Consider the following 25,980-nt stretch of genomic DNA (forward strand, 5'->3'; position numbering starts at 1 on the left):
GTTCTGGGGTTGGGTAAATTCTGATTTTCGTGGCTTTTAACATGTAAGCGCTCTCTACTGGAATCTTTTGATGATAACATCACAAGGATTTTGTACAAAATCAGGCTACGCCTGATTAGCCCTTTCATCCCCGCCCGCATTGGGCGAGGGTTTTCGGGCTATTCTGCTAAAAGAACGGGGTTTGCCAAGCTAATGGATCAATCGCAATGACAGCATTAACTCCACAAATCCCCTACAGGCACATCCGCACTAAAACGATGGGCCACTTGTGCTTGCAGCAATTCCGCAGTGGCCAGCGCATCGGTTAAGGCATGGTGTGCCGTGTAAAAGGGTAAATTGTAGCGCTGACGTGCATCCGCAAGCCGGATAGAAACCGGCTTACGTCCTAGCAAGGCATCAATCCAACGCATCCGTTTACGTCGATGAATACGTGCTTCAAGTTGCATCGTATCAATCACAGGAAACTCAATCCCCTCACCAATACGTGCTTTACACGCGGCTTGCAAAAAGGGGCGTTCAATCCCTTGATGATGCACCACCATAATATGGCCGGCCATCTGTGCGAGCACCACATCTAGAATATCTTGTAAATCTGGTGCTTTGGCTACTTCTGAATGCGTAATTTTGTGGATTACAATTGAGGATTCCGGCAAGGGTGCGCGTGGTTTGAGTAACCAATGGCGCGCTTGATGGCAATAAATCCGCTGCAAACGCATGGGCACTAACCCTATGCTTAAGATCCCGCCGGTACGCGCATCCAAGCTAGTTGTTTCGAAATCCATTGCCATTAAAGGCACTTCTGCTAAAGGCGTTTGCGCAGCCACCACCCCTTGCTGATAAAAAGCACGCAGGCTCGGATGCCGTGCTTGTCGTGCTAAGGTAGCAAAATAATGCGGCCAATCAGGGATTTGCTGATCTTGTAATTCATCCTGACTTAAATAAAACATAAGTTAGCCAATACGGTTTGGTTGATAACGATATTTCAGATACTTTTGCGCATGGCTTAAAATCTGGAAAGCATCTTTTAAGTGTTTACGCTCAAAATCAGACAAGTTTTCTGGCTCGATATTATTATCCGGTTCTCGCCCTGCAGCTAAATCTAACGCTTGATGGCGAATACGCACCATAGCAATAAACTCCAAAGCATCGCGTAAATCTTGACCTCGCCCTTTCGGAAGGATGCTCGCTTCGATAATTTCTTGCAAACGTTCAAACGAATTTAACGCTGAGCTACCGATCGCCAAGGCGTGGACTCGAATTAAATCGGCAACTGGAGCCGTGCCTCTGCGCTTCATATTAATGGAATTGGTATGGCGACCATCGGTTTCCATCACAAAATCTTTGAAAAAACCCAGCGGCGGCGTGCGTTGTAAGGCATTACGGACCATACAGGCAAGAAAGCGCGGGCTTTTGCGTGTACGTCGGAGGATGAAAGCTTGTAACTCCTGTGCCCAATGCTCTTGTCCCCAAACACCTTCTAAATCAAAAAAAATCGCGCTATTTAATAAAAATTGTGGCGTCGGCTGATCAATCCATTGGGCAAAATAGTTTTCCCAAACCCGCCTTGGTTGTCGCCATTGTGGATTGGTGGCCATAATTTTGCCGGTACAATAGGTATAACCACAAGCGGCCAGACCATCACTCACAAAAGCGGCAAGCTCAGCAAAATAAGCATCATGCACTTGAGGATCAAAACGGTTATCTAAAATCAAGGCGTTATCTTGGTCGGTGACAATCAATTGCTCATCACGCGCCATCGAGCCTAAAGCCAAGAAACAATAAGGCACAGGTGGCGGCCCTAGTTTATGCTCGGCTAGCTCCAAGAGGCGTTGTTTAAAGCTGCGCCCAATCACGGCCATCGCTTTGCCTATCATATGAGAGTTGGCATCTTCATTGACCATCCGTGTAAAACACGCTTGCACTTCAGGGCGTAACGCTTGTAATTCTTCAATGCTTTGAGCGCGGAAAATACTGGAAACCACAAACAAGCTGTTTTGTGATTCATAACGGATCACATCCGAAAGCGCCACCACGCCGATGGGCTTTTGATGCTTTAAGATGGGTAAATGATGCACATTGTGACGCAACATTAAGAGCATGGCTTCAAAAAGCATTTGGTTGGCTTCAACACAGATTAAATCCGTGGTCATAATGTCCCCGACCGGCAAATCAAAGCTCAATCCAGGAGCAACAACACGACTGCGAATATCTCTATCAGTGACTAAGCCTAACTCGGGTTGCTCGGCAGAAAACACTAACAGGGAAGAGATGCCTTCTTGAGTCATTAAATGTGCCGCTTGGCGTACACTGGCTTGCGGATCTAGGCTGATAGGTGCACGTGGAATCAGCTGGCCCACTTGGGCTGTCATCAACTCATTTGCATCCTCGCGGCGAGCCACAGCTTGACGCAAACGGGTACGATCCTCGACTTCGACAAAATCCGCAAACAATTCATGCTGATCAAACAACTCGGTAAATACAGGTTCAGGAATCAAATAGACCAGGGTATCTTCCAAGGCCACGGTAGGAAAACGTACCCGCCGATGACGCAGCAAACCAAATTCACCAAAAAAACCACCTTCACTTAAGCGGTTATATAAATCCCCATTGCGTCGGTAGACTTCTACCGCCCCACTGCGAATCACATACCAGGCATCAACTTCCTGCCCAAAGGTTAAAATTTGCGCGCCGGCTTTAAAATAGCTGACTTCCACTTGGGTCGAAGTCCACTCTAAAACAGACTCAGGCAATTGGTTAAAGGGCGGATAACGGCGCAGAAAATCAAGAATTTCTAACTGTTCGGCTTGCATAGAGCTGATTTCCTTTCTCAAATGCTATAAGCCTAGCAGTTTCTTTCTAGAAACAAAAAAGGCGCTCTCTTTAAGAGAACGCCTTGTCAGATGACCATCTAGAAATGATTAACTTCTTGGCTCACTTGCCAATCCTTTAATCACAGATACACAGGCCACCAAAAGTACCAGTGTAAAGGGCAAGCCTGTAGAAACTGCCATCGCTTGTAACGCGACAAGGCCGCCGCCCAAAATCAAGGAAATAGCCACTAAGCCTTCGAAAGTACACCAGAATACACGTTGCGCTGTTGGTGCATCGACCTTACCACCGGCAGAAATAACATCGATCACTAAGGAACCAGAATCTGAGGAGGTGACAAAAAACACCACTACCAAAATAATGGCAATAAAGGAAGTGATTTGCGCTAAAGGCAGGGTATCTAACATGGCAAAGAGTTTGAGTGGCAAATCTGCCTCTGCAATGGCTTGGTGACCATAGTCAACCACCTGACTGATAGCCGTCCCACCAAAAACACTCATCCATAACACACACGCGAGTGAAGGTACTAAGAGCACAGAGATCATAAACTCACGTACAGTACGCCCACGAGAGACACGCGCGATAAACATACCAACGAAAGGCGACCAAGAAATCCACCATGCCCAGTAGAAGGCGGTCCAACCTTGGGAGAAGTTCTCATCTTCACGCCCGATCGGGTTGGCTAGCTGGGGTAAGTATTCTAGGTAAGCCCCGAGGTTGCTAAAAAATCCTGTTAATAAGGCAATTGTTGGGCCAACAAGAATCACAAACAGCATCAGCAACACGGCCAAGGCCATATTAATTTCAGAAAGACGCTTCACCCCTGCATCCAAACCTGCCACAACAGATGCTAGTGCGAGCCCAGTGATGCCAATCACCAAGATAATTTGTGTGGTATCTCCTAAAGGGACGCCAAACAAATAGTTCAACCCAGAAGCAGCTTGTGAGGCACCTATCCCCAAGGAACTTGCTAGACCAAATAAGGTAGCTAACACAGCTAAAATATCAATCACATGCCCAGGCCAGCCCCAGACGCGCTCCCCCAGTAAAGGATAAAATACCGAACGCATAGTCAAAGGCAAACCCTTGTTAAAGGAAAACAAGGCCAAACCCAGCGCCAAAATGGCATAAATCGCCCAAGGGTGTAACCCCCAGTGATAAATGGTGGCTGCCATCCCTAAACGCATTGCCTCTGCACTATCCCCTGCGGCAGCCCCTAAAGGTGCCCAGTCGGTGCGCACACCTTCTTCAACACTGATACCGCCCATCGCACTGGTATAGTGAGATAAAGGCTCAGAGACACCAAAAAACATCAAGCCTATACCCATGCCGGCCGCAAAAAGCATCGAGAACCAGCCCGCATAGGTATAGTCTGGAGTCGCTTCCGTACCACCCAAACGCACACGGCCTAAAGGTGAAAAAGCAAGACCTAAGCACACTAAGACAAAAATATTACCTGAACTTAAGAAAAACCAATCAAGGTTAGAGGTTAACCAAGCACGTAAACCTTGAAATAAAGGTTCTGCTTGCGCATGGAAGACCAAAGTCAAGGCCACAAAGACAATCACCGCCAGCCCAGAAATTGCAAACACGCGGTTGTGAATATCCAAACCAAAAGGACCGACCTTAACAATAATATTGTCTTGGCCGACTTGATAGTCTGTATCTATAGGGTTAACCTCACCCTCAGGAATCATAGGATCTTTGGTATCTGCCATCTGCAAATGCCCTCTGTAATCAATCAAAGAGATGCTGCTCTTAGGCCATCTTCACGATGGCAAAAGACTTTAAAGTCTAGCAATTCTCTGCTTATCAAGTACAATAAGGGCTCTTTTTGCTAGCTTCCCCGAGGTGTGTCTACACCATCAACCTAGTCATTGATTGGGATAAAATCCCCTCATTTGCTTGATTCAAGCCGCTCATTTGCATAAAAGAGATGTATCCTTTGCTCAAGTTACCGCCTTTATCCCTATATGTGCATGTGCCTTGGTGTGTACGTAAATGTCCTTACTGTGATTTTAACTCGCACCAGTTGACTGGAGATGCCCCCGAACTCGCTTATTTAGATGCTTTGCTTGCTGATCTCCAGCAAGATTTACCCCAAATCCAAGGACGGCCTCTGACCTCAATTTTTATCGGTGGCGGCACCCCAAGTCTTTTATCTGCCCACTTCTATCAAGCATTATTCACCCGCTTACAAGCAGTGCTCAAACTGAGCCCAGAATGTGAAATCACCTTAGAGGCTAATCCAAGTAGCTTTGAATATGCCCGCTTTGCCGCTTACCGCCAGTTAGGCATCAATCGCTTATCCTTAGGTGTACAAAGCTTTGCCCCCGAGCACCTACACATTTTGGGGCGTGTACATGATAGAGCCCAAGCATTAGCCGCCATTGAACAAGCACAAAAAGCGGGTTTTGATCGTATTAACGTCGATTTAATGCATGGGCTACCCCAACAAACGCCACAACAAGCCTTAGCGGATTTACGCATTCCTTTATCTTTTGGGATTCGCCATATTTCTTGGTATCAGTTGACACTAGAACCTAACACCCATTTTTATCATCAGCCGCCACGCTTACCGGATGAAGATACCTTGGCGGATATTCAAGAGGCGGGACAAGCCTTATTGCAAGAATGCGGCTTGCATCAATATGAGGTATCTGCCTTTGCCTATCCAGGACAAGAAGCACGTCATAATCTGAATTATTGGCAATTTGGCGACTATTTAGGGATAGGTGCTGGCGCACATAGTAAGTGTACTTATCCGGATGGACATATCGTGCGCCGCTGGAAAACGCGCCAACCGCAAGCGTATTTGCAGCATCAAGCAGATGGGCGTTTTTGTGCCGGCGAACAAAGCATTACGACAGAAGAACGGCCTTTTGAGTTCTTGATGAATGCCTTACGTTTAACCCAAGGAGTGCCTAGTCAGTATTTTGCCCAGCGTACCGGCATCCCACTGAGCCAAATACAGCCTGTGCTTGATCAGTTAGCAGGCCAAGGATTGATGCGTACCGATCCTGAGATATTGGCAACCACACCTTTAGGATTAAGGTACCTGAACCAAGTGCTAGAGCATTTTTTATAATCAATTGATTAAGCAGAAAAATACTTATCTAGTTGACGGTATCCCAAAGCTTCTAATAAATGTTTGCGTTCGATGGTGTCACTCGCTTCTAAATCCGCTAAGGTGCGGGCCAGTTTAATTAATCGATGATAAGCCCGCGCAGATAGCCCCAAACGCTGCATCGCACTTTCTAACAGATCCATTAAAGCTGGTGTTAGAGGGGCATGCGTGGATAATGCTTGGATGCCAAGGGCCGCATTTGCACATCCCTGACGCCTTAATTGGCGTTGATAGGCGGCCTGCACACGTGCACTCACTTGTGCACTGCTTTCTGGGGGCTGTGCTTGTGGTCTTAAGGCTTGTGCAGGTAACGCAGGCACCTCAATATGTAAATCAATTCGATCTAATAAAGGTGCCGATAGGCGACTATGATATTGGCGGATTTGTCGCGGACTACAACGGCAGCGCTTTTGTGGATGCCCCAAGTAACCGCAGGGACAAGGATTCATCGCAGCCACCAGTAAAAAATTGGCTGGATAGGACACTTGGCGCGCCGCGCGTGCAATATGCATCACCCCAGATTCTAAGGGCTCTCGTAAAACTTCTAGTGTTTTACGATCAAACTCCGCCAACTCGTCTAAAAATAAGACACCCTGATGCGCCAGAGAAATTTCCCCCGGCCTTGGATTAGAGCCACCACCTGCAAGCGCCGCTGCAGAACTGGTGTGATGCGGTGCGCGGAAAGGTCGTTGTTGCCAAGTCTGCGCATCAAAGCGCCCACTAATCGACGCTAAAGCTGCCACTTCTAAAGCTTGCGCTTGGGTTAACGGTGGCAACAATCCGGGTAAGCGCGCGGCAAGTAAGGTTTTCCCTGTCCCTGGTGGTCCACACAATAACAAGTTGTGCTGACCGGCTGCCGCAACTTCAAGGGCGCGTCTGGCTTGATGTTGCCCGTACACATCCTGTAAATCTGGATAAGCTAGTGTCTCTGGTTGAGGTGCTGGCGGCGCAGGTGGTAAAGCTTGCCCAGAAAAATACGCCGCTAATTGGCTCAGATGTTGTGCTGGTGCCAGTTCGCAGGTGCTTAAATGCGCTTCTGCAAAGTTATCCACAGGCAAACACAGGGTTTTTTGGGCTTGTTGACAGGCCAGGGCTGCAGGCAAAATTCCTAAAACAGGGCGAATTTCTCCGGTGAGGGCTAACTCGCCGAGAATTTCATGCCGATCGAATGCAGTGGCCGGAATTTGTTCAGAAGCGGCTAAAATACCTAGCGCGATAGGGAGATCATAACGCCCCCCTTCTTTAGGCAGATCGGCGGGGGACAAATTGACTGTGATCCGGTAGAGGGGAAACTCAAAACCCGCATTAATCAGGGCGCTGCGCACCCTGTCTTTACTTTCTCGCACCGCAACTGCAGGCATTCCCACCAGAGTTAAACCGGGTAACCCTTTGGAAAGATGAACTTCTACACGCACCAAAGGCGCTTGAATTCCTAAACTTGCACGCGTATGAACCACCGCCAGTGTCATCCTTGACCCTCCCTCAGTTGTTGATGAGGTTGTGCTCAATTAAGTATTTGCAAAATGCTTGCCTTGATAATAATAGGCCGCTTCACTCAGTGGTAGAAAAAAGACCTCAACTTCTGCATAACCCTGTTGTTGCAAGGCGTGGGTAATCACCTGAGCACTCGCATCTTGGATGGCTTGTCCGCGTGCAAACCAACGGACCTCAACAAAAGGGTAAGGTGTGACGAGTTCGCCTGCTTGCACCTGCACACTCGGATTCACCTCCAAGATAAAGTTATCTTCTGTAGTATCCATAGCGTCAGCTAAAGTGGCCACAAGAGCACTACTGATTGCCTGTACATCTTCAAAACGCACCCCATGAAAGCTTAATTGCGGCATCTTTTTATCCTCTTATGATCTTTGACTTTGATGCGTCAGTGTCTCAGCAATTTGCTCTGCCAGCGCTTGCACTTGCTGCGCCTTTTGCCCTTCAACCATTACCCGAATTACAGGCTCAGTACCTGAGGCACGCAAAAGCACGCGCCCTTGGTGGCCAAGTTCTGCTTCCACTTGCGCAACTTGTGCTTGAACTTGTGCATCTTGCAAAATCTGTGCGTGCGCTTTGACATTAATTAAGACTTGCGGCAGCTTGCGCATCGGCTGGAGTAGTTGGCTAATATCTTGTGTTTGCGCCGCCAGCAAAGCCGCCAAGACTTGTAAAGCCGCCACAATGCCATCCCCTGTCGTTTGTACATGGCGACAGACAAGGTGCCCAGAACTTTCCCCTCCTAAACGCCATTGCTGTGCAACCAATTCCGCCATCACATAACGATCCCCGACAGGTGCACGGATAAAGTCAATCCCTTGGGCTTGCAACGCCAATTCTAGTCCTAAATTACTCATCAAAGTACCAACCACGCCCCCTTGCAAGTTATTTTCTTGCTGCATATAGGTCGCCAGAATATATAAGAGGTCATCCCCATCCAGTAAGCGTCCTTGGGCATCCACCATCACCACACGGTCACCATCGCCATCAAAAGCAATGCCTAAATCTGCACTTTCTGCTTGCACCCGAGCTTGCAAAGCTTGTGGGTGCGTGGAGCCAACCTGGGCATTAATATTAAAGCCATCCGGCTGGGCGGCCATCACAGTGACTTGCGCGCCAAGCTCCTTAAGGACTGCAGGTGCAATATGATAGGTGGCACCATGAGCACAATCGACCACTAGATGCAAACCGGCAAGGCTAGTACCGTAAGGCAAGGTACTTTTGCAATATTCGATATAGCGCCCTGCAGCATCATTCACACGCACTGCTTTACCAAGGGCTTCCGGCGCTACGGTTTGCATGGGTTGCTCAAGTTCAGCTTCGATTTCATCTTCCCACGCGTCCGGTAACTTGCTGCCATCAGCATTGAAAAATTTAATGCCGTTATCTGCAAAAGGATTATGGGAGGCACTAATCACGATTCCTGCAGCGGCATGAAAAGTACGTGTCAAATACGCAATCGCTGGGGTTGGCATGGGCCCTAGTAAATAGATATCGACACCAGCGGCAGATAAGCCGGCTTCTAATGCAGACTCAAACATATAGCCAGAAATCCGCGTATCTTTACCTATCAAAATACGGGGTTTACTCGATTTGGCTGCTTGTTGATGACGTGCCAAAACTCGCCCCGCTGCCCAGCCAAGTTTGAGGACAAACTCTGGGGTAATAGGAAATTCTCCTACACGTCCACGAATACCATCAGTACCAAAATAACGCCGTCCCATCTTCTTCATCCTAGCTTATTTATCAGTTGAGGCTGCTAATGTGGCCCAGGCCATCTTGAGTACATCGACCGTAGCAGCCACATCATGCACACGCAGAATATGGCTGCCTTGTAACCCAGCGATTAAAGCAAGGCTTAAACTCCCTGCTAGGCGCTGTTCAACTGGACGGTCCAAAACTTGGCCGATCATACTTTTGCGCGACATGCCCACCAACAAGGGATAACCTAAGGCGTGTAATTGCGTCATTTGCCGTAATAGATAGAGATTATGTTGGCAGGTTTTGCCAAAACCAAACCCGGGATCAAGTATCAGCTGGTGCGCTGGGATCCCTGCAGCCTGTGCCGCTTGGACACGTGCTTGTAAAAAGGCACTCACCTCTTGCACGATATTTTGATATTGGGGTGCAGCCTGCATGGTTTGTGGCTCACCTTGCATATGCATTAAACAAACGGGGAGGCCGGTTGCTGCTGCAGCTTCTAAGGCGCCGGGGCGTTGCAAGGCACGCACGTCATTAATTAAAAAAGCACCCGCTTGTGCGGATGCTTGTATCACTTCCGGCGTACTCGTATCGACAGATACTTTCGCATCTAATTTTTGCACTAAGGCTTCTACAATCGGTACCACCCGATCAACTTCTTCTTGCGTACTCACAGGGGCAGCCCCTGGGCGCGTTGATTCTCCCCCAACATCGATGAGGTCTGCGCCCGCTGCTAACATGGCTTGTGCATGTCGTAGTGCTTGGTCTTGGTGCTGATAACAGCCCCCATCGGAAAACGAATCTGGGGTGACATTTAAAATCCCCATGACCCGTGGACGGTCTAGCACAAGGCTTTTTCCTGCACCCGTTAAGACAGGCGCTTGCGCAAAATGCGCACTAAGATTCGGCAGACATTCGGCCAGCATGGCTTTGGCCACTCCTTCGATCATCGAACAGAAATAAGTTTGCCTAGCTTAACGGAAACCACCACAAAAACCCAAGCTAGCGGTGATTTAGTGTATCTTTTGCGCCTTCCATGCGGCAATCATAGGCGCATAACCTTCGCGATAACTCGGATAGATCAGCTGGTAACCACTGGCGGTTAATGCTTGGTTGCGACAACGCTTACTGGCATTGCGTCGTAAAGGGGCTTGCACTTGGGTGGACGTTGGCACGGCTAATTGTGTTGCGATCCATTGCATGACTTCATATAAAGGGGCTGGATCTTGATCTGTGAGCAAGTACACAGGTTGTAGCGGGAGATTTTGCTGTACTTGCTGCAATAAATGGACACAAGCACCCACGCAATCATCACGATGGATACGGTTAGAATATTGCACCGGATGTGCAGGGGCACTTTTACCCGCAGCAACTTCACGCAACAAACGTTGGCGTCCAGCGCCATAAATCCCTGAACAACGCAGCACAACACTTTGGCTTGGATAAGCCTGCACAAGCGCCTCACCTGCTAGTAGGGTTTCACCGGCAAAACCTGTTGGCTCGGTCGGGCTCGTTTCATCAATCCATTCACCTTGTGTCTGTCCATACACACTGGTACTGGAAATCATAAAAATGGCTTTAGGAGCGACCCTTAAATTCGCCAATAAATGACGCACACTGGCAACATAAGCCGCCTGATAAGCTTCTGGTGTATAGGTATCCGCGGCCACACTGATCAGCACATAATCCACTTGAGGCAAGGGCTGGGGCGCTTGCGCTTCTTGTGCCATATCCCAAGCAATGCCTTGGATAGGCGCGGGTAAGGATTCTGGATGACGGCGGATACCGTATAAAGTCCAAGCGTGTTGCTGAAGTTGTTGCGCAATAGCGGTACCTAAATCCCCGCAACCAGCGATTAGTAAAGAAGGTGAAGGCATCTTGATTACCCTGAGTAAGGATTGATAGTGACAACCCCCCGCCCAAGTGGACAGAGTTTCTCATGACGAATGCGAACAAGTATTGTGCTTGATCCAATTCAAGTTCCTAGCGAATATCAAAGTCACAATACCAGCTTCTTTCAAGTTGATTAGCCTTTCATCCTGATTCGATTTTACGCGACTTTGCTAAAATGAAGACTCACACAAGCCTTTGCGCTTAGCTAAGTGTTTGATATATTGGACGCTTGAGCGATGAAATGGGGGCAAGTGTGATGCCAACGGCCAAGCAAAAAATTCTCGTGGTACGTAATGATAAAATAGGCGATTTTATGCTTGCTTGGCCTGCATTAAAGTTATTGCGCCACCAATTGCCTGAAGCAGAAATCCATGTCCTTGTTCCGACCTACACACATCCGCTAGCACAAGCTTGTCCTTGGGTGGATCAGAGTATTCTCGACCCCGGACCTAAAGCACATAAAAAACAGCAAAAAGCTTTAATCGCAAACTTAAAATCTCAAGGTTATGATGCCGCATTAACCTTGTTTTCTACTTGGCGTACAGGACGTTTGCTCGCGCGTGCCAAAGTTCCTTTGCGGGTGGCCCCTGCAACTAAACTCGCACAGCTATGGTATACCCATACGCTTAAACAAAGACGCTCACGTTCAGAAAAGCCCGAATGGCGTTACAACCTTGAGCTTGCGCATTTTATGTTAGAAGCCATGGGTGAGTTAGTCTTACCTGTGAATCCGCCTTTTTGGCCTTTAAGCCGCGAACAAAGAACCCAACAAAAAGATTGGCTACAACGCCAATATGCCCTGCCTAAAGCCCGTCCTTGGTTTTTCTTACATACTGGATCTGGTGGCTCTGCGGTTAATTTGGATGCCTATCAATATTTAGAGCTCGCCACAGCACTCAGCCAACGTTTGCAAGGCCAACCTTGGTGGATTTTGACCGCAGGCCCAGATGAAGAGGCGCAAGCTTTATGGTTACAAGATCAATTATTAGAACGTGATATAGAAGCGAGTGTTTACCCTTCCAAACATGGGCTTTCCAGCTTCGCCCTGAGTTTAAGTGCGGCAGACTTGTTTATTTCTGGCTCGACAGGCCTTTTGCATATCGCTGGTGCTTTGGATGTGCCAACCGTCGGTTTTTATCCAGGACACAAATCAGCCACGAGTCTCCGTTGGCAAACCTGTAATAGTGAAAGACGCACTTGGGCAATATCACCACCAGAAGGTGGTGATACCAGTGATATGCACCGTATTCGTCCGCAAGATGCTGCTTTAGAGATTACCCGTTATTGGGAAGCTTTGGCTGCTGCAATGCCCAAAGACTGGCATACTTCACAAAAGTAGAATGCGCCGATAATAGGGCTAACAGTAAGCCTTGGCGACCATCTAAAAAACCTGCTTTCACAAGGTACATGCGCATAAAACAAGCCAGCCCATGTAGGATGCCTTGGCTTAAAGAAGCGCTTTTGCCTTGCTGATGTCTTTGCTGTGCCCATGCTTGTGCATAATGCGCGGACTTTTCCAAATAATGGCGTATATCTTGATAAGTAAAGTGCAACAAATCACCGTTTAACGTTGCTACCGGTAATTGCTGGGGGTTCTCTAATTTCTCATGCACCAAGGCCGCATTATAACCTGCGGATTGACGCGGATATAAACGTGCCACCTGATCCGGATACCAACCTGAATGGCGAATAAAACGCCCAAAACACCAGCTCAGGCGTTTTAATTGATAAATTTTTTGTGCCGGTTGTTGGATGATCTGTTGGATCTCCTGCGCTAGTTCTGGTGTGATGCGCTCGTCAGCATCTAGCATGAGCACCCAAGCACCCTGTGCATAAGCTTGCGCTTTTTGTCGCTGTACACCAAAGCCTTGCCAATGCGTATCCACATAAATTTTATCGGTAAATTGAGCGGCAATCTCTAAACTAGCATCCGTGCTCCCACTATCGAGAATAATAATCTCATCTGCCCAAGCAACGCTTGATAAACAGGCGTTGAGATGCTGGGCTTCGTTTTTAATAATCAGGACGACACTTAAACGCACTTGCATCAGGGAATCCATAAAACGCCCCTTATTGGGGGCTTTGCAGCCATTAATGATGTTTTTCCAACATATGCACTAGGGTATCGAGTTCCCCTTCCAAATTCTGTAGGTGGGCAAGCACTTCCTTCGCCTCGACAGCTTGGAGATGCAAACGCTCATACAAGGCCAAAGGTAAACGCTCAAATTGGTGCTCCATATAAGGATGCAGTAATTGATGTGCCAAGTATAAGAGGTTGGCATATTTATGATGTTTACCCACATAGGCAGGGTTGTATTGCTGGCGTACCGCAATACAAACTTCCTCCGGTAACCCCCAAGCTTGGAATAAATGGCTCGCGATTTGCTCACGGGTAATTCCAAACAAAAAGCGCTCCAAATACATAGGAGGCACATGCGGATTGGCTTCTTGATAGCGGCAATATAAAGAGAAATAAGGTGGAAAAACTTCTGCCAAGACTAAATAACCAAAGTTATGCAATAAACCCGCCAAATAACTCAAACCTGTATAAGGGCGATGTACAGGCTGAATTTTTTTCACCAGGGTTTCGACCAATAAGGCACGACGCACCGCATCACGCCAATAACTTTGGTAACCATGAACGCCATCACTGGGCATTTGTAAATGTCGACCCATAGCTAAGCCTAAGGCAAGATTCATGGTCAAATCATAACCAAGCACACGAATCACAGCATCATGGATGGAGCGAATCGAGCCGGGAACGCCATAATAGGGCGAGTTTGCCCAGCTAATCACTTGTGAGGCTAAACTTGGGTCAGACTCAATCACACTAGCTAATTCAGCGTTACTGGCTTCTTCTTGGGTATGTAGCTCTAGAATACTTTGCGCACTCACAGGTAAAGGCGCAATTTCGATACTCTCTTCTAAACGCGCACGGATGCGTCTTGAGGTAATGGTTTCAATCGCTTGGCGGATTTCTTCTTCATCATTATGCGGTGCGTTTAAATTTGGGCGCGTTTCTGCCAAAGGTACTGCAAAAATGGCATGTTCGATTTGTGGACTCGTTTCCAAAAGATGCGCATATTCGCTGGGGCTAAATTCCAGCAGCTGACGCGGATCACCGGATTCAATAAAAATTTTATCTGCCTTAAGTACACGCTCATCAATCCATAAAGGCATCTCCAGCAACTCAGGCAAAGCCGGCAAGGATTGCAGATGATACTTATCTAAAATACTTTGACGCTGCTGCGGACTAATCGCCCGCCACTGGGGGCCATCTTCACGCAGACGCTGCAAATCTAATAATGTATTTGCGGGAAAAACTGCTTGCACACGCAAGCCCTGTTCATCTTCTAATACAGTCGAGCGCATCAATTGATGGGGCTGCGCATAACGTCTTGGTACTTGATGCGCAGCAAGCCCTTGTAGCCGGTCAGAGGTGGCACCCTGCTCAGGGGACGATGGCTGCGCTTGTTGCGTGTCTGCACAAGAAGAAGTTACGAGCGGATCACTGGCATTGGCCATAGAGCACACCTAATCAAAAATGAAATGGTATCGGGCATGACCTTTTACTAAAGATCAACAACTGGCAGGAAGCGAGCAGAAATCGATTCCCGAATACATCTAGAGTACCAGATGCTCAAGCTGCATGGATAGCCTATCAGGCGGTTGCACTTATTTTCTTTCCCCATTATAGCCAGCTTTTTCTGGTAGGTATCCGCGGAAATTTGTGATTTTTACGTCAAACCCTTACGCATTTATCTTACAAAACACAGCTATTTGTATCTTTGTAAGAACTTCTGTTAAACCTCGCCATAGTGAGTCGCCTCTTGTAGCCAAGTTTCTACCACCAGATTCAGCTGGGATTGTGGTAACTGGGAAGCCATTTGATGAATCCAAGGAATCAGATGTGCGTGTTGATTCAGATCCGCAGCACGCATATGAGCTAGCCCCGTTTGCCGTGTTCCCAAAACCTCACCAGGGCCACGTAATTCCAGATCTTTTTGTGCCAACCAAAAACCATCTTGCGAGGTACGCATCGCTTGCAGCCGCGCTTTGCTGGCGTCACTTAAGGGAGTGCCATATAAAAGGACACAAAAGCTTTGCTGCGAACCACGACCTACACGCCCACGCAATTGATGCAGTTGCGCTAGCCCTAAACGTTCTGGATTTTCAATCACCATCACACTGGCATTAGGAACATCAACACCCACTTCAATCACAGTCGTAGCCACCAAAACATCTAAATCCCCCGCTTTAAATGCCTGCATCACCGCCTGTTTTTGCTTAGCTTGTAAACGTCCATGCACTAAACCAACCCGTAAATCCGTTAAGGCTTCAGTCAATTCTAGATACGTTTTCTCTGCAGCCTGCGCACTTAAAACATCAGATTCTTCAATCAGGGTACATACCCAATACACTTGGCGTTGCGCTTGACAAGCCGCCGCTACACGGGCAATCACTTCTTTTCTGCGCGCATCGGCAAGGGTCACTGTTTGGATGCCTTGGCGTCCTGGAGGCAGTTCATCAATAATGGAAACATCCAAATCTGCATAAGCACACATGGCCAAGGTACGTGGAATGGGGGTGGCGGTCATAATCAATTGGTGCGCTGTGTGCTGTCGGGACTTATTACGGAGTGCTAGCCTTTGATGCACACCAAATCTATGCTGTTCGTCAATAATCACCAGGCCTAGGTTGTCAAATTCAACATCCGCTTGAAAAAGTGCATGGGTTCCTATCGCAATTTGAATGTCCCCAACAGCGAGCTTAGCTAAAGTGGCTTGCCGCGCTTTGTTACGGCCTTTTCCTGTGAGCAACTCAACATGGATATTTAAAGGCGTACACCATTGACCAAAATTCTCTGCGTGTTGCTCCGCCAGCAATTCTGTGGGGGCCATGAGAGCCACTTGATAGCCGCTAGCGACGGCCGCTAACGCGGCCATTGCAGCTACCAAGGTTTTCCCCGAACCCACATCCCCTTGTAATAACCGCAACATGGGACGTGCTTGTTGTAGATCTTGGCGGATTTCCGCCACCACTTTTTGTTGCGCCCGAGTCGGTTGGAAATGCAGTTGCGCTAAAAAAGCCGCATCTTGTTGCGGATCTGCATGTAATACGGGCGCACCTAAACTTTGTAAACGACGTCTTAATCCTTGCAAAGCCCCTTGATGCGCTAGCAACTCATCGACAGCTAAACGAATTTGTGCTGGGTGCTGTTGGTTGGCAAGTAATTCTGCTTGATAGTACATAGGTGGCATTTGGTGCAACATACAAAGTGCTTGCCAAGTGCTTAAATCCCGTACGCTTAACCCTGTGTGTGTACAAGGGCTTGCTAGCTCAGCTGGCCAAAGATAGGAAATGCTAGGCCAAGCTTGCGCAGGTACTTGTTGCAACAAAGTGACCAATAAACGCCGTAATCTTCCTTGGTGCAAGCCCTCAGTACTGGCATAAATCGGGGTGAGATAGGTATCTGCCACTAAAGGAGCATCCGCTTCTAAGCACTGATAATCCGGATGTGCCATTTCCCAGCCGATCCCTTGGTAAGCTAAACGTACCTCACCAAAACACAGCACCCTTTGCTGGAGTTTAAAATGATGTTGCAAATAAGCCGCTTGATGAAAAAAGCGTACTTGCAAAGGTGGTGTCTGCGGATCTTGCTGCGAACTGGCATCTTGCAAATACGCAATAAAAGAAGGTCGCCGGCCAGAGATCTTTTGTGTACGTACCACATAAGCATCGACCACCGCTTGTTGGCCAAGGATTAGCGCTTGAATCGGCGTAATTTGGGTACGATCTTGATAACGGTTGGGCAAGTGCAATAAAGCATCTTGTACTGAGATTAAACCAAGGCGTTTAAGTTGGGCTGCAAGGCGTGCGTTGACCCCTGAGCAAGCACTCAGAGGTGTATCCAGGGATAGAGAGTCGCTTACAGCTTGCATTGACCTATCGCCTGCGAAAGCGCATCAATCGCTTTGGGACGCGTAAAACTCGCCCGCCATGCTAAACCGACGGTCCGCATAGGTGCAGGCGCGACAAAAGGGCGCGTACATAATACGGAAGGTGCGTATAAGCTTGCACCTGCCGCAGAGTGCGGTAACACTGTGATTCCTAAACCAGAAGCCACCATATGGCGTAAGGTTTCTAGCGATCCGCCTTCTGCAATTAGGGTATTTTCAGGATTATTTAAATTTGCATTCAGTGCAGGACAAGCTTCTAAAAGTTGATCACGAAAGCAATGCCCTTGCCCCAATAAAAGTAATTTCTCTTTCACTAGCCAATCTTTCGGGATTTTTTGATGTTGCGCCCAAGGATGCTGGCATGGCATCAGAACTTCAAAAGGCTCATCATATAAAGGCAAGGTCACCACATCTGATTCGGTAAAAGGCAAGGCAACAATCACTGCATCCAGCTCCCCTGCACGCAGGCGCTGCCTCAATACAGAGGTGAAATTTTCCTCGATATACAAGGGCATTTGTGGGCTGGTATCTTGTAGTTGGGGCACTAAATGTGGAAATAAATAAGGACCTATAGTGTAAATCGCACCCACACGCAAAGGCACACTCAGTTGATCTTGGCCCTCTTTGGCTAGGTTTTTCAGCACATCGACCTGTTCAAGTACACGTTGGGCTTGCTGCAAAATACGCTCACCCATAGGGGTAATATGCACGGCACTTTTACTGCGCTCAAACAGATTGATACCCAGTTCATCCTCTAGCTTTTTCACTGCAACTGAGAGAGTCGGTTGACTGACAAAACAACGTTGTGCGGCACGGCCAAAGTGGCGTTCACGCGCAAGAGTGACAATGTAGCGGAGTTCCGTTAATGTCATAGGAGCCACCTCGAAGAAGTTGGGCTGTCGTCCGCATCAGCGCTCGAAAACAAACCTTTATACTGGCAAGGCTTGCCATGAGAACTAATAGTTTTATAAAAACTAATAGCTTTCCTTAATCAAAGGAGTGTAGCAGAAATTTTTATCCGTCCGCAGACTTTCAGTTACACCACCTCGCCCTAGGCAGCGAGGCGGCATTTGAAATATCCCTGAAGTTTTCAGGTTTCCAAATAGGTATACCCAGTCAAGCCTTCTGTCAAAGTACGCAAGTACTGGCTTTTTTCTTCCTCTTGTAAATGGCTGGCGGCTAGCTGGCGTTCAAAGGCATTGAGCAAGTCTTGCGCATCAAAATTCACATATTCCAATACCCGCGCGACCGTATCCCCTTTGATAATATGCTCTAAACGGGCTTGTCCGGCCTCATCCAAGGTGACATCAACTGAATCTGTATCTCCAAAGAGATTATGCAAATCACCCAGAATTTCTTGATAAGCCCCGACCATAAAAAAGCCTAACAAAGGCATTTGCTCACTCGGCCATGCAGGCAAAGGCAAGGTGGATTCTAAACCCTGACCATCCACGTATTGGTCTATACGCCCATCACTATCACAGGTGATATCTTGAATCACCCCACGACGTGTTGGCGGTTGATCTAATCCGGATAAAGGCAAAATAGGGAAAATTTGTTCGATCCCCCAAACATCCGGCATGGATTGGAATAAAGAAAAATTCACAAATAATTTGTCAGCAAGCTTTTCGTTCAACTCATCAATAATCTCTCGCTGCGCACGATTGCGCGGGTTGAGTTGACGCCTGAGTTGACTACAAGCCGCGAGATAAATCTGTTCTGCTTGGGCGCGTTGGGTTAATGAGAACAAACCATGCAAGTACATCTCTTGCGCATCGCTAAAGCCTTGCACCAAATCGTGATAATGCTCCACCAATAAGCGCGTATCCGCGCCTTGGGCCACCTCTTGATAGGTTTGCCATAGTTCCTCAAGTACCGTAGGTAAGACTTCCTGTGTCGGTTCTGGCGCATGGGTTGGCGCAGTTTCTATATCTGTGACATTGGTAATCAAAACCGCGTGATGCGCAGTGAGCGCACGTCCTGATTCACTAATAATATGCGGATAAGGTAAGGTATATTGGCGACACACCTCGTTAAAGGCATGCACGACATTATTCGCGTATTCATCCATGGAATAGTTAATCGAGCAAAAACTACGCGAACGTGTCCCTTCATAATCAACGCCTAACCCCCCACCAACATCGACATAAGCCACCTGAGCACCTAGTGCATGTAGCTCGCGGTAGAAACGCCCACATTCACGCAGTCCCCGTTGAATGTCACGAATATTGGCAATTTGCGAACCTAGGTGAAAATGTAATAACTGGAGCGCATTGAGTTGATTAGCTGTGCGCAAACGGGCGACCATGCTGAGAATTTGTGCTGAAGACAGACCAAATTTAGATTTCTCACCCCCGGTATTTTGCCAATTCCCCTTACCAATCGAAGCAAGACGCGCACGCACGCCCAAGCGTGGGGCAACTTGTAGGGCTTTCGCTTCTTCAAGCACTAGGTCTAACTCGGACATTTTCTCGATCACAATAAAGACTTTATGACCGAGCTTTTCCCCCATAAGCGCAAGACGGATATACTCACGATCTTTATAGCCATTGCAAATAATAGTCGAGCGGGTTGGCGTGGAAAGGGCGAGCACTGCCAAAAGTTCTGGCTTGCTACCGGCTTCTAAACCGACACGCGCCCGCGCATGGGCCTCACTGTTAAGCAGCTCCTCCACCACCCGGCGTTGCTGATTCACCTTAATCGGATAAACCGCTGTGTAATGGCCTTGATATCTCAATTCATGCATCGCGCGATCAAAAGCGGCACATAAGCGATTGACTCTATCATGCAAAATATCCGAAAAACGCACCAGCACAGGCAAGGTTAAGCCGGCTTCTTGTAGTGTCTGCGCTAAGTTTTGCATATCCAAATTGAGCTGGGGACGCTGAGAATCAGGATACACGACCACACGCCCTTGTGGATTCACACCAAAATAACCATTCCCCCATTGATCAATGTTATAGGTACGGTAGGCGTCTTCGATACTCCAATCTGTCATCATTTTATCCCCACACAATCAATAAATAATCCCAACTATTTACCATAAGTTGCCTTGCTCTGTATGGCTTTTTGGTGAACACATACAAAAACCCCTGCTTTGATCACCAAGCAGGGGTTGATAAAAGAGCTGCGAGTGCTGCAGCAATTAGCAGTTAGCACACCAAGTAGCTAGCGCTTCAGAGTCACCAATAAATTCACCTTCAATCCAAACCTGTGGCACTTTACCACTTTTGGCCATCGCTCTTAAGGTACGACTAGTGACCCCTTTATTGCTGACTTGGATTTCCTCAAAAGGAATCCCTTTTTCTTGCAACAGCTGCTTGGCTTTCACACAGAAAGGACAACCAGGACGCGTGAGTAAGGTCGCAAATTTAGGTTTTTCTGCTGTTGGGTTGAGGTAATCCAGCATGGTATCTGCATCAGAGACTTTAAAAGGATCGCCTGGTTCTTGCGGTTCGATAAACATCTTTTCCACAATGCCATCGCGCACCAGCATAGAATAACGCCAGCTGCGTTGACCAAAGCCTAGATCACTTTTATCTACCAACATCCCCATGCCTTGGGTAAATTCGCCGTTGCCATCAGCAATAAGCGTTAATTTGTCAGCGTCCTGATCTTTGCCCCAAGCATCCATCACAAAAGGATCATTGACGGACATACAAATAATCTCATCCACACCATGCGTTTTAAATACGGGGGCCAACTCGTTAAAACGTGGTAGATGAGAGGAAGAGCAAGTTGGCGTGTAAGCACCCGGCAAGGAGAATACAATCACAGTACGCCCTTTAAATAAAGCATCACTGCTGATGTCAACCAGCTTGCCACCTTGTAAGCTTTTAAAGATAACACTAGGAACGGCTTGACCTTCGCGCGCTTCCAACATAACAGGCATCCTCTCGTGGTTTAGGTTGTTCGTGGAACTTGGTTTCTAGTATGGCCGATGTTTTTAATAATGCAAAATTTATTTAAATTTTGATAATGATTAATTATTCCTATTAAAAAATTTACCAGCGCACATAAAAAAGGCAGATATTCATATCTGCCTTTGGTTTGTCTCACTGAGGTGTCGCAGCCTCTTTATCTTTATCCGCTGATGCTTTTTCATCATCGGTTTTGGCTTCCGGCTCCTCTTTTAACTTTAACAACAAGCTATCTAAACCAGCGCGTGCTAACAAATCTTGTGCACGGCTGAGTTTACGTCGATCTCGATAAGGGCCAACTTGGACTCGATACCATTGATCCCCATTCGTGGAGGTGACATCCGAGATTTTAACTTCCAGCTTCATTTCCTTTAAACGCGTTTCCAACTGCTTCGCGTCTGCCTGACTACGAAAAGAGGCCACTTGCAGCATGTATTGCGGCAAACTGGCATCATCCCGTGGCGTTGACTTGTACTCAGCGACCTTAGGTGCAATCACCTCGCTTTCCGGCAACAAAGTATAAAAATCAAACTTCGGCAAAGGATGCCCAGGATCTGCATTGGCATTTGGATGTGCAATCACTTCAGCATTTTGTATCGCGTTAGCAACAGCAGGCGTTTGTGGCGGTGGCGTATCAGAGATCAAAAGACTGGCGCTGATTAGGCCAGCAACCCAGCCAAGTACCAGCCACCCCCAAGCAGGGAGCTTATCCCACAAGCTATCCGGCGCAGTACTTTTCTGTGTTCGCTGTGCTCCGCGCGCCCCTGCAGTGAGGGGAGCCGCATGCGGGTCTGCGCGTCGGGCGTAATCGCGCGCCATGAGCTTACATCTCCTCCGGTGCTTCCACACCGATTAAACTTAAGCCATTGGCCAATACTTGACGCACAGCCAAACTTAAACACAAACGTGCATTACGCACTTGCGCATCCTCGTCCAATACCTTGACCGCGTTGTAATAGGTGTGGAAATCACTGGCTAATTCTTGCAAGTAATTGGCAATCTGATGCGGCTCATAAGCAAAGGCGGCGCGCGTTAATACTTCAGGGTAATGATTAAGCGCACTAAAGAGGTTCTTCTCATACTCACTCTCTAAGGCGGTTAAATGCGCTAACCCCTGCTGAGTATCTAAAGCACTCAAGCGCTCGCTCGCTTCTAGTTTACGCAACACACTGCAAACACGCGCATGGGCATATTGAATGTAGTACACAGGGTTGTCTTTTGATTGGCTTTTCGCAAGTTCCAGATCAAAATCCATATGCTGATCTGCTTTACGCATGACATAGTAATAACGCGCGGCATCTGTGCCTACATCGTCACGCAGTTCACGCAAGGTCACAAAGGAGCCAGAACGCGTCGACATCTGCACTCTTTCTTGACCACGATATAAGATCGCAAATTGTACTAAACGGAAGTCTAAACGTGCCAGATCATGCCCTAATGCCTGACAAGCTGCTTGTAAGCGAGGAATGTAACCGTGGTGATCGGCACCAAATACATACAGCACCTTAGCAAAACCCCGCTGTAACTTATGATCTAAATAAGCCACATCCGAGGCAAAATACGTGCTGATGCCATTATCACGTACTAAACATCTGTCTTTATCATCACCAAAGGCCGTCGAGCGGAACCAAAGTGCACCCTCGGCTTGATACGTGTGCCCACCAGAAGTCAACTTATCCAAAGCGGTTTGAATCGCGCCGGAAGTACTCAAACTCAGTTCAGAGAACCAGTTTTCATAAGTCACACGGAATTCGCTGAGATCTTGCTGGATGTCTTGCAAGATGGCGTTTAAACCCAAATTAAAAATTTCTTGATAAGCCTCTGCACCCAAGAGCGTTTGAGCACGTGCGATTAACGCATCAATGTGGGCTTCTTTATCGCCACCTTGCGGCTCATCCGCAGGAATCTCTTTAAAAACAGCAGCACTGGCATGCCGATATTGATCACCCACACGTGCATGCAGAGATTGCGCATAGGTTTGCACGTAATCGCCCTTATAGGCATTGCTAGGAAATACCAGGGTTTCGCCGCACGCCTGCAAATAACGTAGCCATAAGCTCGCCGCTAAAATGTTCATTTGCCGGCCAGCATCGTTGACATAATATTCACGTTCGATATCGAAGCCAACGGCATCTAACAAGGCCGCCACCGAGGCACCATAAGCAGCCCCGCGACCATGACCAACATGCAAAGGCCCAGTAGGATTGGCAGAGACAAATTCCACCTGCATTTTTTGCCCAGCGCCTAGATCACTGCGGCCAAAAGCGGCACCTTGCTGCAAAATACGGCCGACAACTTCTGTCAAAGCACTGTCACTGATAAAAAAGTTAATGAATCCTGGACCAGCGATTTCTACTTTGGTGACTTGTGGATGCGCTGGCAAAGCTTGCACGATAGCTTGTGCGACTTCACGCGGATTGCGTTTTGCCACTTTGGCACTGAGCATGGCTAAATTTGAGGCAAAATCGCCATGTGCAGGATCACGTGTTCGTTCGAGTACCAGCTGAGGCTGAAAATCTTCAGGGAGCATTCCCTCTTGTTGTAACTGGGTCAGTGCTTGCTGTAACAAAGTGAGTAAGGTGTCTTTCATTGAAAAAACTCAGGTCAAATCGTGAAAATTCAAATACGCATATATTTCAATAAGCCTTGCAACCACTGCAAATGCTGCATATCACCTTCAAAGCGAATATCACCAGCTTGCACATGCTGAGCAAAAGCTTGCGGGGCCTTACTGGTCAAAATTTTATAAGCAGCTTTGGCTGATTCAAACCGGATACCAATTTGGCTATCCGGATGTCGCCCGGCACCACTGCGTACTTGTTGTTGCGCAAAAATAAAATGACGTGCAACCGCCTCGTCTTGGGTATAGACCTGAAATATTAAAGATTTCTGCCCGAGATACTCTTTAAACTCAGGGTTTGATTTGGCGTTATGTTTGAGCACCCAGCCCAAGGCCCATAATAGTAATTTAAAGCGCATGGAGGTACATCCTAAAAGGTCATAGATCCCTTACAGGATCATCAATATACAGAGGCTTCCCCAGGTGGTCGTGTTTTAAAACGTCGATGCAACCATAAATACTGCTCAGGATGGCGGCGAATGGCTTGCTCAATAAAGGCATTGACTTGCGTTGCATCTGCCACTTCATCCCCTGTTGGGAAAGGGTCTAAAGGCGGTCGATATTCCAAAGTATAAGTCTCATCATCTGGATTCCGATGAAACATCAAGGGTAACACAGGCGCCCCTGTCATTTTGGCTAAACGTGACGTCATTTTAATACTTGCTGCCGTTTGCCCAAAAAAGGGGGCAAACACACTCACATCCGCACCAAAATCTTGATCTGGCGAATACCAAACCCCGCGCCCACTTTTGATGCGTTTAATCGCCGTACGTAAATCCCGTCGATCTAAAGCAGCACCAAAAATACGTTCGCGGCTACGGGTCATAAAAGCTTCAAATACAGGATTATCATGACGGCGATAGATGACGTCCACATCAAAAAGTAACCCATGTAACGCACCACCTAAATCCAAGGTGGAAAAATGAATCCCGATAATGATGGCGCCTTTCCCTTCCGCTAAAGCTTTTTCTAAATGTTCTGTCCCCGTAAACTGCATACGTTGACGCATAGATTCAACTGAACGGCACCAAGCTGTCGCCGTCTCCAACAAACCAATGCCATTGGCAATAAAAGTACGCTTTACCAAATCGGCCTGTTGGTGTGCATTAAGCTCTGGAAAACACAAGCGGATATTGGTTTCGGTAATATGGCGGCGGCGTTTGGCAAAACGCCATGCTAACAAACCCAAACCACGCCCCAAAGCTAACTTGAAAGACCAAGGTAGCCAAGCGGCTAGATACATCAAAGCAATGGCACCCCAAGTCGGCCAGTAGCTTGGATGCGCCCACGAAGAAGGATAATTTTTTTTGGCCATGCTCTGCCTCTTACTAGCTTAAGCGCATCGGCATCACCACATACTGGGCCGCGCCGCCGCCAGCATCTTGAATTAAGGCGCTACTGTTGGAATCACTAAGAGCGATTTCAACATGCTCACTATCTAGCGCATTGAGAATATCCAGTAGATAACTGACATTAAAACAAATTTCTAAAGCACTGCCGTGATAATCGACACTCACTTGTTCTTCCGCTTCTTCTTGCTCTGGATTATTGGCGAGCACTTGCAAATGATTGCTTGAGAGAATCAAGCGTACGCCACGATATTTTTCATTCGATAAAATGGCTGTGCGGTTAAAAACCTGCTTTAACGCTTGACGCTCACCCTGCATGACATTTTGCCCATTACGTGGAATCACACGCTCGTAGTCTGGGAATTTGCCATCAACTAATTTGGAAGTGAATAAATAGTCATTCAATTGCGCGCGCATATGGGTACGTCCTAACGCGAGGGTGACAGGTGTTTCTGTCTCTTCTAATAAACGCGATAGTTCAATCACGCCTTTACGCGGAATAATGACGCCAGAGCGCTCTTCTTGTACCTGAGTGTCTAAAGGTTGAGCACACAAAGCCAAGCGGTGGCCATCTGTGGTGACCGTACGCAAAGTATTGCCATCGAGCTCTAAAAACATCCCATTGAGATAATAACGCACATCTTGCTGAGCCATCGCAAAGGCGGTGTGCTCAATCAAGTATTTTAAGCGGGCCTGTGGCAAACCGAAGCTGGAGTCAAAATCTGCATCTTTAACCTTGGGGAAGTCTTCTGCCGGCAAGGTCGTTAAAGTAAAGCGGCTGCGTCCTGAGCGAATCAATAAACGTTGCTCTTCTAACTCCAAGGTCAACTCAGCTTGTTCCGGTAAAGATTTACAAATATCCAAAAGTTTTTTTGCTGGCACCGTCACATTGCCGGTCTTGATGACTTGCAAAGGCGTCACTTCGGCTTGTAACTCAACTTCTAGATCACTCCCTGTTAATTTAAGGCTAGTCTCACTGACCTCGAATAAAAGGTTATTCAGCACAGGTAAAGAGCCACGACGCTCCACCACACCCGCCACTAAAGTCAAAGGGCGCAGCAAATGTTCTCTTTGTAAGCTCAGTTTCATA

21 protein-coding genes are annotated in these 25,980 nt (G+C 47.6%); 2 read left to right on the top strand and 19 right to left on the bottom strand.

The genetic code is table 11. The features are described from left to right. Window positions 1-215 precede the first annotated feature (215 nt). The 3 genes from BMX05_RS03900 to BMX05_RS03910 all read right to left on the bottom strand — a co-directional run bounded on the left by BMX05_RS03900 (window position 216) and on the right by BMX05_RS03910 (window position 4,547). Window positions 216-947 carry a 3'-5' exonuclease gene (locus BMX05_RS03900; RefSeq protein ID WP_093308667.1) on the bottom strand — a complete coding sequence of 244 codons (732 nt, stop codon included), beginning with the start codon at window positions 945-947 and terminating at the stop codon, window positions 216-218. Window positions 948-950: 3 nt separating this feature from the next. After that, window positions 951-2,810, bottom strand: a complete 1,860-nt coding sequence (locus tag BMX05_RS03905) for a DUF294 nucleotidyltransferase-like domain-containing protein (protein WP_093308668.1) — start codon at window positions 2,808-2,810, stop codon at window positions 951-953. Between the two features lie 108 nt (window positions 2,811-2,918). Beyond that, the gene (locus BMX05_RS03910; RefSeq protein ID WP_093308669.1) at window positions 2,919-4,547 is read right to left on the bottom strand and encodes a BCCT family transporter; all 1,629 of its coding nucleotides are present in this window, start codon (window positions 4,545-4,547) and stop codon (window positions 2,919-2,921) included. A 218-nt stretch (window positions 4,548-4,765) separates the two neighbouring features. Between BMX05_RS03910 and hemW the strand changes: the two genes are divergently transcribed. Then, window positions 4,766-5,917 (top strand): radical SAM family heme chaperone HemW, encoded by a 1,152-nt coding sequence (gene hemW / locus BMX05_RS03915; RefSeq protein ID WP_093308670.1) that lies wholly within the window; start codon window positions 4,766-4,768, stop codon window positions 5,915-5,917. A gap of 8 nt (window positions 5,918-5,925) precedes the next feature. On the opposite strand, the gene BMX05_RS03920 is transcribed toward hemW, so the two are convergent. The 5 genes from BMX05_RS03920 to BMX05_RS03940 all read right to left on the bottom strand — a co-directional run bounded on the left by BMX05_RS03920 (window position 5,926) and on the right by BMX05_RS03940 (window position 11,025). Continuing rightward, on the bottom strand, window positions 5,926-7,425 hold the full coding sequence (locus tag BMX05_RS03920) for a YifB family Mg chelatase-like AAA ATPase (RefSeq protein WP_093308671.1): 1,500 nt from the start codon (window positions 7,423-7,425) through the stop codon (window positions 5,926-5,928). Window positions 7,426-7,464: 39 nt separating this feature from the next. Continuing rightward, complete coding sequence (locus BMX05_RS03925) at window positions 7,465-7,800, bottom strand: DUF1904 family protein (RefSeq protein ID WP_093308672.1); 336 nt, start codon at window positions 7,798-7,800, stop codon at window positions 7,465-7,467. Between the two features lie 12 nt (window positions 7,801-7,812). Continuing rightward, window positions 7,813-9,171 carry a phosphoglucosamine mutase gene (gene glmM / locus BMX05_RS03930; protein ID WP_093308673.1) on the bottom strand — a complete coding sequence of 453 codons (1,359 nt, stop codon included), beginning with the start codon at window positions 9,169-9,171 and terminating at the stop codon, window positions 7,813-7,815. A gap of 15 nt (window positions 9,172-9,186) precedes the next feature. Continuing rightward, window positions 9,187-10,074, bottom strand: a complete 888-nt coding sequence (folP, locus tag BMX05_RS03935; RefSeq protein WP_177166787.1) for a dihydropteroate synthase — start codon at window positions 10,072-10,074, stop codon at window positions 9,187-9,189. Between the two features lie 87 nt (window positions 10,075-10,161). After that, window positions 10,162-11,025: an SDR family oxidoreductase gene (locus tag BMX05_RS03940; protein ID WP_093308674.1), complete on the bottom strand. Its 864-nt coding sequence runs from the start codon at window positions 11,023-11,025 to the stop codon at window positions 10,162-10,164. 272 nt (window positions 11,026-11,297) lie between these two features. On the opposite strand from BMX05_RS03940, the gene BMX05_RS03945 reads away from it, so the two are divergent. After that, window positions 11,298-12,380, top strand: coding sequence for a glycosyltransferase family 9 protein (locus BMX05_RS03945; protein ID WP_093308877.1), 1,083 nt, complete (start codon window positions 11,298-11,300; stop codon window positions 12,378-12,380). Here BMX05_RS03945 and BMX05_RS03950 read toward each other — a convergent pair. From BMX05_RS03950 to dnaN, 11 genes are all read right to left on the bottom strand, one after another. Continuing rightward, window positions 12,316-13,101 carry a glycosyltransferase family 2 protein gene (locus BMX05_RS03950; RefSeq protein ID WP_245710429.1) on the bottom strand — a complete coding sequence of 262 codons (786 nt, stop codon included), beginning with the start codon at window positions 13,099-13,101 and terminating at the stop codon, window positions 12,316-12,318. The two genes, BMX05_RS03945 and BMX05_RS03950, sit on opposite strands and share 65 nt — an antisense overlap. 31 nt (window positions 13,102-13,132) lie before the next feature. Then, entirely contained in the window at window positions 13,133-14,566 is a 1,434-nt protein-coding gene (locus BMX05_RS03955) for an aminoacyl-tRNA deacylase and HDOD domain-containing protein (protein ID WP_093308675.1), read from the bottom strand. A gap of 278 nt (window positions 14,567-14,844) precedes the next feature. After that, the gene (gene recG / locus BMX05_RS03960) at window positions 14,845-16,983 is read right to left on the bottom strand and encodes an ATP-dependent DNA helicase RecG (RefSeq protein WP_093308676.1); all 2,139 of its coding nucleotides are present in this window, start codon (window positions 16,981-16,983) and stop codon (window positions 14,845-14,847) included. Beyond that, on the bottom strand, window positions 16,971-17,873 hold the full coding sequence (locus BMX05_RS03965; RefSeq protein WP_093308677.1) for a hydrogen peroxide-inducible genes activator: 903 nt from the start codon (window positions 17,871-17,873) through the stop codon (window positions 16,971-16,973). The genes recG and BMX05_RS03965 overlap by 13 nt, the downstream gene beginning before the upstream one ends. Window positions 17,874-18,091: 218 nt before the next feature. Continuing rightward, window positions 18,092-19,999 (bottom strand): biosynthetic arginine decarboxylase, encoded by a 1,908-nt coding sequence (speA, locus tag BMX05_RS03970; protein WP_093308678.1) that lies wholly within the window; start codon window positions 19,997-19,999, stop codon window positions 18,092-18,094. A 147-nt stretch (window positions 20,000-20,146) separates the two neighbouring features. After that, on the bottom strand, window positions 20,147-20,884 hold the full coding sequence (locus BMX05_RS03975; protein WP_093308679.1) for a glutathione peroxidase: 738 nt from the start codon (window positions 20,882-20,884) through the stop codon (window positions 20,147-20,149). Between the two features lie 172 nt (window positions 20,885-21,056). Further along, the gene (locus BMX05_RS03980; protein ID WP_093308680.1) at window positions 21,057-21,740 is read right to left on the bottom strand and encodes an SPOR domain-containing protein; all 684 of its coding nucleotides are present in this window, start codon (window positions 21,738-21,740) and stop codon (window positions 21,057-21,059) included. Window positions 21,741-21,744: 4 nt separating this feature from the next. Beyond that, window positions 21,745-23,511 (bottom strand): arginine--tRNA ligase, encoded by a 1,767-nt coding sequence (gene argS, locus BMX05_RS03985; protein ID WP_093308681.1) that lies wholly within the window; start codon window positions 23,509-23,511, stop codon window positions 21,745-21,747. Window positions 23,512-23,540: 29 nt separating this feature from the next. Next, window positions 23,541-23,900: a hypothetical protein gene (locus tag BMX05_RS03990; RefSeq protein WP_093308682.1), complete on the bottom strand. Its 360-nt coding sequence runs from the start codon at window positions 23,898-23,900 to the stop codon at window positions 23,541-23,543. Between the two features lie 41 nt (window positions 23,901-23,941). Next, entirely contained in the window at window positions 23,942-24,856 is a 915-nt protein-coding gene (lpxL, locus tag BMX05_RS03995) for an LpxL/LpxP family Kdo(2)-lipid IV(A) lauroyl/palmitoleoyl acyltransferase (RefSeq protein ID WP_093308683.1), read from the bottom strand. A gap of 13 nt (window positions 24,857-24,869) precedes the next feature. After that, window positions 24,870-25,979, bottom strand: coding sequence for a DNA polymerase III subunit beta (gene dnaN / locus BMX05_RS04000; protein ID WP_093308684.1), 1,110 nt, complete (start codon window positions 25,977-25,979; stop codon window positions 24,870-24,872). Window position 25,980 lies beyond the last annotated feature (1 nt).

The organism is Allopseudospirillum japonicum, assembly GCF_900108915.1.
Classification (GTDB): domain Bacteria; phylum Pseudomonadota; class Gammaproteobacteria; order Pseudomonadales; family Halomonadaceae; genus Pseudospirillum; species Pseudospirillum japonicum.